This window comes from Pantoea sp. B9002 (assembly GCF_013385945.1).
GTDB lineage: Bacteria > Pseudomonadota > Gammaproteobacteria > Enterobacterales > Enterobacteriaceae > Pantoea.
In genome coordinates, this window is sequence record NZ_JACAPA010000141.1 from 1 (window position 1) to 431 (window position 431).

Genomic DNA, 431 nt, shown 5'->3' on the forward strand with positions numbered 1-431 from the left:
AAAACGCCAGCCTCGCCAGCATGCCACTGGAATAGGTTCTTACCGGCTGATCGAGAAAATCTCCGATATCGGCAAACGACTCGATATCTGAAAACCGGTTTTCTATTTCTTCTTTGCCCAAGCCGAGGATCGCGGCATTCAGGTAGACGTTTTCGCGCCCGGTAAACTCAGGATTGAAGCCGGAGCCGAGTTCAAGCAAAGCCGCAACCCGACCCCGCGTCTCTATCTCGCCACCGGTGGGGCTGAGTGTCCCGCAGATCATTTGCAGCAGCGTGGATTTCCCGCTGCCGTTACGACCTATCACACCGATGGTTTCACCACGCCTGATTTCAAAGGAAACATTCTGCAGCGCCCAGAACTCACTGAAATAGTTATGAGGGGCACCCTCCTGCCTGCGAAATTTGATACGGGGCAGGACAAACTGTCGCAAG

General features: G+C 54.1%; 1 protein-coding gene. It reads right to left on the bottom strand.

What is annotated here, in order from left to right:
* Positions 1-430 (bottom strand): ABC transporter ATP-binding protein (locus HX773_RS25560; RefSeq protein ID WP_304623170.1); only part of this gene is annotated, 430 nt, incomplete at its 3' end.
* Between the last annotated feature and the right edge of the window lies 1 nt (position 431).